At 55.9% G+C, this 261-nt stretch carries 1 protein-coding gene; it reads left to right on the forward strand.

All coding sequences use genetic code 11. The features are described from left to right. Positions 1 to 221: transglycosylase SLT domain-containing protein (locus RAD10_RS42140; protein WP_461622051.1), on the forward strand; the 221-nt coding region annotated here is incomplete at its 5' end. Positions 222 to 261: the final 40 nt, after the last annotated feature.

Consider the following 261-nt stretch of genomic DNA (forward strand, 5'->3'; position numbering starts at 1 on the left):
GCTACTTCAAGCACATGGTGGACCACTATGACGGGCAGGTGGAGTATGCTCTGGCCGCGTACAACGCGGGAGAAGACCGCGTGGACGACTGGCGCAAGACCGGAAAGTTTGCCGACGTCGAGGAATTCGTGGAATCCATCCCCTTTACTGAGACACGCGAGTACGTGCAGGCAATCATGCGGAATGCAGCGCTGTACAAGCTGCTGTATCCAAAAAGCTAGCCATTGGCCTTTAGCACTTAGCGCGAGTGTACGCCATCAG

The sequence above is a fragment of the Bradyrhizobium sp. 23AC genome, assembly GCF_054863025.1.